At 43.5% G+C, this 6,536-nt stretch carries 5 protein-coding genes; 2 read left to right on the top strand and 3 right to left on the bottom strand.

Annotated features, from left to right (window positions below; translation table 11 throughout):
- Entirely contained in the window at nucleotides 1-1,587 is a 1,587-nt protein-coding gene (locus tag RIG27_RS09555; protein WP_446344584.1) for an HlyD family efflux transporter periplasmic adaptor subunit, read from the top strand.
- 195 nt (nucleotides 1,588-1,782) lie between these two features.
- Nucleotides 1,783-2,526 carry a peptidylprolyl isomerase gene (locus tag RIG27_RS09560; RefSeq protein WP_446344586.1) on the top strand — a complete coding sequence of 248 codons (744 nt, stop codon included), beginning with the start codon at nucleotides 1,783-1,785 and terminating at the stop codon, nucleotides 2,524-2,526.
- A gap of 248 nt (nucleotides 2,527-2,774) precedes the next feature.
- Here RIG27_RS09560 and RIG27_RS09565 read toward each other — a convergent pair whose 3' ends face one another.
- The 3 genes from RIG27_RS09565 to RIG27_RS09575 form a co-directional block, all read right to left on the bottom strand.
- A complete protein-coding gene (locus RIG27_RS09565) occupies nucleotides 2,775-2,933 on the bottom strand; it encodes a hypothetical protein (protein ID WP_446344588.1) in 159 nt (52 codons plus the stop codon).
- A gap of 452 nt (nucleotides 2,934-3,385) precedes the next feature.
- Nucleotides 3,386-4,507: a T3SS effector HopA1 family protein gene (locus RIG27_RS09570; protein ID WP_446344590.1), complete on the bottom strand. Its 1,122-nt coding sequence runs from the start codon at nucleotides 4,505-4,507 to the stop codon at nucleotides 3,386-3,388.
- 21 nt (nucleotides 4,508-4,528) lie between these two features.
- Nucleotides 4,529-5,683: a phosphotransferase family protein gene (locus tag RIG27_RS09575; protein ID WP_446344592.1), complete on the bottom strand. Its 1,155-nt coding sequence runs from the start codon at nucleotides 5,681-5,683 to the stop codon at nucleotides 4,529-4,531.
- Nucleotides 5,684-6,536: the final 853 nt, after the last annotated feature.

A 6,536-nucleotide genomic window follows, 5' to 3' on the forward strand; every position in this document is an offset into this window, starting at 1 on the left:
TTGTCATTTGTCATTTGTCATTTGTCATTTGTCATTTGTTATTCGTCAGACGCTTCAAAAGCACGTCTCTACATTATGAACTCCAATCATACTCCCACCCCTCTCTTGACCTCTGCGCCAACCTCTGCGGAACTCTGCGTTTCCCAAAAAAATCCCCCCTCTGACTGGTCCTATGCAACAAAAGAACTGCTGGATACCTTACCCCAAGTTTGGACAAGGGGACTGTTATATTTCTTAATTTTGTTTGCCGCGATCGCACTTCCTTGGGCAATGTTAACTGAAGTCGAAGAAACCGGAAGTGCTAGAGGGCGATTAGAACCCAAAGAACCCACCGTCAAACTGGAATCCTCTGTCGGCGGTACAATTATCAACCTCCCCGTTACTGAAGGAAACCGCGTCAAAAATGGACAAACATTACTCGCCCTCGAATCCGACATCGTGCGGTCAGAAATTGAGCAACTTCGTAGTCAATTAGACGGTCAAAAAAATCGCCTAAATCAGTTAGCCGTCCTCAAAAATCAGTTAGACCTTGCCCTCCATACCCAGCAGCGGCAGAACCAATCCCAAGAACTAGAAAAACAGTCTCAAATTGAACAAGCCCGACAAAACTTTAATGCCCTTGAGAGTACCTACACCCTGGAAAAAGCGGAAAAACTGGCTCAAGTGAACCAGGCAAAACAAGCCATTGCCTCCAGTCAAGCTGCCTACAATCAAGCCCAAGTTAATTTAATTGAGGCAAAAGATAAAGTTCAGCGATACCGTAAAGCCTTTGAAGCCGGCGCCATTTCTACCGACCGCTTTACTGAATCACAAAACCTGGTCAAAGTCAACACAGAACGCTTAGTTCAAGCCGAATCCGACATCTCCCAAGCCCGGTTACGGCTCCAAGAACAACAAGGCAGTTATGACCGAATTCTCCATCAAACTCAAGCCGAAATTGAGCAGGCAAAACTACGCTTACAGGAGCAACAAAAAAGCTATGATACCCTAGTTCATTCCGGCAAACTAGCAGTTATAAAAATACAGGAACAACTCAAGAACCTAGAAACTCAGATTACCACACTCCAAACCGAAATCAAGCAAAGCAAAAGCCAAATTGCCGCCAAAGACATTGAACTCAAGCAGCGAGTCTTCAAAGCACCAGAAAGCGGTACTGTCTTTGGTTTACCGGATAAAGGAGTTGGGGCGGTGGTACAACCCGGAGAATTAATTGCCGAGATTGCACCCCAGGGTTCCACCTTAATTCTCAAAGCCCAAATGCCCACGGCTGAAAGTGGGGCGTTGCAGGAAGGAATGGAAGTTAAGCTCAAATTTGATGCCTATCCGTTCCAGGATTATGGTGTAGTCGCAGGCAAACTGATTCGCAAATCGCCCACCTCTAAAGTCACTGAAACTGCCCAGGGTCAAGTGACCAATTTTGAGTTAGAAATTGAGCTAAATCATACCTGTATTGCTACCAAAAATCAATGTTTAGACTTGAAACCAGGGGATACAGCCACGGCTGAAGTAATCGTGCGGCGGCGAAAGATTATTGACTTTATTATTGACCCATTTAAGAAGTTACAAAAAGGAGGATTAGAACTTTGATGTTCGCTCGCTCGTTCGCTCGTTCGTAGTAGGCACTTTAGTGCCATAAAACCTAACCCCCCAGCGAGTCTGAAAGCCTCTCTCCTTGCAGGAGAGAGGTTTGGAGAGAGGTTTTCCATAACCCGTGAAACGTAAGAAAACAATAGGGGTAGAAAGAAACTCCCCAGAAAACTCTAATTATTTAGGAGAAAAATCATGTCACAAGCCATCACAATTACCAACCAAGACATCCTGCATCACCTCAAACTCGCTTGTCAGATTCCCACAATTATCGAAGGAATTATCACCCGCAAAGTTATTAACTCAGCGGCGACTGAAGCCAGTATCCAAGTCGAAACCGCCGAATTACAACAAGCAGCAGATCAAATGCGGTTCATGAATAAACTGCTCAATGCGGATGACACCTGGGCGTGGCTGCAAAAATTCGCCCTTTCTCTGGATGATTTTGAAGAGATGGTTTACATCAATGTCCTTTCCGGAAAATTAGCCCAGCATTTGTTTGGTGATAAGGTGGAACCCTGGTTTTATGAACATCAATTAGACTATGCAGCGGCGGTGATGTATGAAGTGGTTTTGGATGATGAAGATTTAGCCCTAGAGTTGTTTTATGAACTTCAGGAAGCAGAAACCAGTTTTGCGGAGATTGCTCAGGAGTATATTCAGGAGGAAGAATTACGGCGCAAGGGAGGATATTTAGGATTGGTTAAACGCCAGCAAATGAAACCAGAGATTTCGGCGAAAGTGTTTGCGGCGACGCCAGGGGAGGTGTTGAAGCCAATTGTCACGTCTAAGGGGGTGCATTTGATTAAGGTTGAGGAGATTATTCAGCCGGAGTTGGATGACAAGCTGCGTTATCAGATTCTTTTGGAGTTGTTTGAGGCGTGGTTGAAGCGACAAGTTGAGGAGGTGGAGGTGGTGACTGCTATGGGCGAATCTTAGGCGTTTTTATTTGGGGTGTAATGTAGGGGCACGACATTGTCGTGCCCTTACCTCTTGTTATCTATTGGTATCTGGAAAAAAACCACAATATTGGCATCAAATATCCCACCTTGATAGGGCGCACCGCTGTGCGCCCCTACTGGTTACCGCTAATTTAACTGGTATAGCCGGGAAATAAATTTTCGGCTCAAAGCTAAAACCTGTTAAAGCAGGTTCAACTCTTTATTTTCTAAGGTCGCACGGAGTTTTTACCAGGACACACAAAAGCTAGTCCATATAACTTTGAAGCTGCCGCCTCCTAAGACATTTTCAACTTCATTCTCGTTTAGCTCATTCAGAAAGCTTTCGGCATCTTGGAACAAAGCTGTACCGGTGGGACGCAAGTCAGAGATTGCAATACTAGCCATTTTCAATTTCTCCTAATGTTGATTAAGTGGATAAGGAATTAAACTTTCTATTGCTTAACCCCATTACTATAATCACGCATTTAAACTCTAAAATCAAGTCAAAATCGCTCTTAAAAAAGACTTTATTGTAAATATTGTTTGTAATTTATTTTACCGATTATAAGTGTTTTTGTAAAAACTAGACATATTGAATCCCATATTTCAGGAAAATATTTTAAAAATTATGTCTATAATTGTTGCAAGTAAACCAGAGAAAGCAATTTCATTTTTTCGCCTTCGATTGTCTAGTCACACAACCTTGTAGAGACGTAACACGCTACGTCTCTACAAGGGACAAGATAATTATTAGAGCGGAGGCAAAGACTACACAAAAAAATAGCCCAAGAGTTAGCCTGGGCTGAAGTCGAACTATTACGGCTGAATTTATTATCCCATTCAGGAGATGGAGAATATTAATGATATGAATTCAACGGTATGTAGATGTCTTCTGAGTTGGCATTGAGATAGGCATACTGCCAGTCAATCCCCAAGCGGGAAAAGTTTTCAATGATACCGTTCATCCGAGCCTCTGGAGAGTCATCTCCGTTTTGCCAAGCTTGTACTAAGCTATTAGCCACAATTTGACAGCGGTTCATGCCAAAGCTTTCTCGATCAGTAAATTTGCAGTTTGGTTCTTCAGCTATACCTAGTCCCCATGCCAGTGGTTTAGTAAATAACGGGATTTCCGGCTGAAAATGCGCTTGGTTTTCGGAATAAACAGCCTGAAGTGCCAACCGAATAGCTTCATAGTTTTTTTTCTCAAAGTAAAGCACCCCTGAGTCGTAGGAGCCATAGTCACCTGGATTATACAAAACCTTGAAACTGAACGGAATAGAGATTTCATTCAGCAGTCGCGTGAGAGTCGCCATGATAGCAACTGAACCTTCTGGAGTTATATTGAAGTAAATTCGCACAATAGCCGGATGACTCTCTGAATGGTTGAGACTATATTGCCCCCCATTGCCAATAGCCATATAAAAGCCATTTTGCAGCAAATTTTTAGGCAGGCGGATAGCGACTGAATCACCAACAATAGCATTCTGCTGAGATGGTTGAAGATGAGCTTCTCGCTCAATATGCAACTTTAAACCATTCTTGTTCACAACCAATCTATCATCATTTTCCTCTCTTAAAACATACCAATCCATGTCAAAATAGCCGATGCCATTATTGCTTTCGTGCAAGCGATTGTAAAAAGCTCGATCTACTCCCAGGAAGGTATTATTCTCTAAGTCCAGTTGCCGAAGATTTGAATCTGTATCCGCTGCCAAGGCGCTTCGCATAGAACCATTATAATAAATTCCGTAAAGAAAACTCCGCAGTTGCAGACTCCGATACCGATTCTGGAATTCTAAAGGCATTTGTTCAAGGCGAGTGACTATCTCAGCCGACAATTCAAACGGTTTATAATCTGGATGGCAGATGCAGAAATTAGACTGAATTTTAACCTGGCTCACAATGTCTTGCAGAGTATCCCAAAGGTGCTGCTTTGCTCTAGCGGATTGTTGCGTTATCGGAGAATTAAGTAATTGCATAATTTTTTGTGACTAAATATCTTAGGCGGCAGACATACTTAACCGGGTTAGTTCAGCAGTATTAGTGCCAAAAATTGTTAGCATGGATTGCTCGGGGCGGCATAACAAACTTTTAGCAACTTGCAGCACACAAATCCCTGTATTGCCCAAGGAAGCTTGGTTTTGGAGGATTGCCATAACTTGCCGAATCAAGCCAAAACCAGCGCACTGAACAACTCGCCGCAAAAAATCAGGGCAATGATCTAAAACGTCTTGAAAGTTATCTAAGTAAGCCTGAGTCAAGACAACAATAGAAGGCTGAATTTGTTCGAGGGGAATCACAGCTAGGCGCAGAGATTCTTCGATACTGACTGTGTTACTAATCAGCAAGCTGTTCAGCCAGATTTGCAGGTAGCTGGCGATTAGTGTTCCTACATCGAAAGCTGGGTGTCCGAAAGCTGATCGCTCCCAATCAATTAGGCGCACAATACTATCACTCGACTTGTGCCAATCTTTGTGCAGGAGGATGTTATTTAGCTTTAAATCATTGTGTGTCACACAACAGGGTGCAAGAGTATTGGCTAGTTCTGTCATAGCTTGCCCAAGGCTATCATACCGTTGATAGAGGGCAATGAATTTGAGAATGTCGGGAGGAACCTGACCAAAAATTTCCGGTTCCACTCGTTCCAATTTATGAACCAGATATTGAACCTGATTAATTGGTGCATCTTCACGATTTTGCCAGAAAAAGTGCCGATAGTCGTCCCGGTTAAACGTGGCGCGATGAATAGCCGCCAGGGTGGTGCCAATAGACGCCGCGATCGCACTCGGGAAGATTGTCTCTTCGGCGTAGAATTCCATTACGTCGCGGTACTCGTCTAAGTAGCGGAATATGATGATTGATTCCCCCGGATCAAAATGCAGTACCTGGGGTAGATAGGGGTGAAGGGTAGTGAGTTCCCGAAAGTGCTGTACACACTCCTGAATGCGCCATTCTTGTCCAAATTCTCCGGCTGTTTTCCCGTCCTGATTATACCGTTCTTGCTTAACTAGGAGTTTTTTCCCGTCGGGTAAGGTGACTAAAAGGTTAAAGTTTTTCGCCGCAACGGGTTTAATGATGAGCTGATTTTGGTTTTCTGGGGGACATAGCCCCAGTCGGATTAAATAGTTGGGGAGGTTAATTGAGCTTAATTGCATCGTTGAATCAGTCTGAATTAGATGAGTTCAGTGGTTGTCTTAGGTTTCATTTTATTTTCAATCCGGGGTTTGTGAAGGGTTGGCGGATGAATTAATTGGCGTAAACTTATAAAATTTTGTCTTTTGCCAGAATCCAGAGATGTCGCCACAAATCAATAAACAGGGCAGGAACGCCAGCCGATGAAGGGGGTGTCAGAGTTGCCTTTGGAGACGCTATCTGTTCTTTAATTTAAAAAATTATGTCTGATTAACTGCTGCGTTATCGGCAATAGAATTAGCGCTTGACTTTTGCGGTCGTTTCAGGTAATTTTATATCTTATGAAAATATGCCGTCCTATAAACCCCGATTAACCCTCAACCCGTAACTCTCAACCCGTAACTCCGTAGGGTGGGTTAGGCGGTACTTAATTGACAAAACAAACCATTTAATTAAATATCCGCCGTAACCCACCGAGTTATCCTTGGCAACGGGTGAACTAACAACGAGGGCGAGTCGATAAAATTAATAGATTTTTCCCTGAAAGATAGCGGGGGCGTAGGGGCGCAAGGTTTGCGCCCACACAATTAATACCTTTCCCCTGAACCCTAGCCAGTAGGGGGGCTCTTGCAGTAATCAATCCAAGAAACCAACCCTTTAATAAAATATCTGCCGTAACCCACCGAGTTATCCTTTGTAACGGGTGAACCAACGATAAGGGCGAGTCGATAAAAGTAATGCCTTTCCCCTGAAAAATAGTGCAGCGACTCGCCCCTACAGGATTACAGAATGACAAGATTACAACATATAAAATATGGGGACGCGATCGCAAACACCCTCACCATCCCTTGTCACCCTAGACTTACCCAGATTTTG

Origin of the sequence: Coleofasciculus sp. F4-SAH-05 (assembly GCF_040222985.1) — a bacterium.
GTDB lineage: Bacteria > Cyanobacteriota > Cyanobacteriia > Cyanobacteriales > Coleofasciculaceae > Coleofasciculus > Coleofasciculus chthonoplastes.

Excerpts from the sequence above, each read along its gene's own strand:
- RIG27_RS09565 (WP_446344588.1), bottom strand. The coding sequence starts at position 2,933 with ATGGCTAGTATTGCAATCTCTGACTTGCGTCCCACCGGTACAGCTTTG.
- RIG27_RS09560 (WP_446344586.1), top strand. The coding sequence starts at position 1,783 with ATGTCACAAGCCATCACAATTACCAACCAAGACATCCTGCATCACCTC.
- RIG27_RS09575 (WP_446344592.1), bottom strand. The coding sequence starts at position 5,683 with ATGCAATTAAGCTCAATTAACCTCCCCAACTATTTAATCCGACTGGGG.
- RIG27_RS09570 (WP_446344590.1), bottom strand. The coding sequence starts at position 4,507 with ATGCAATTACTTAATTCTCCGATAACGCAACAATCCGCTAGAGCAAAG.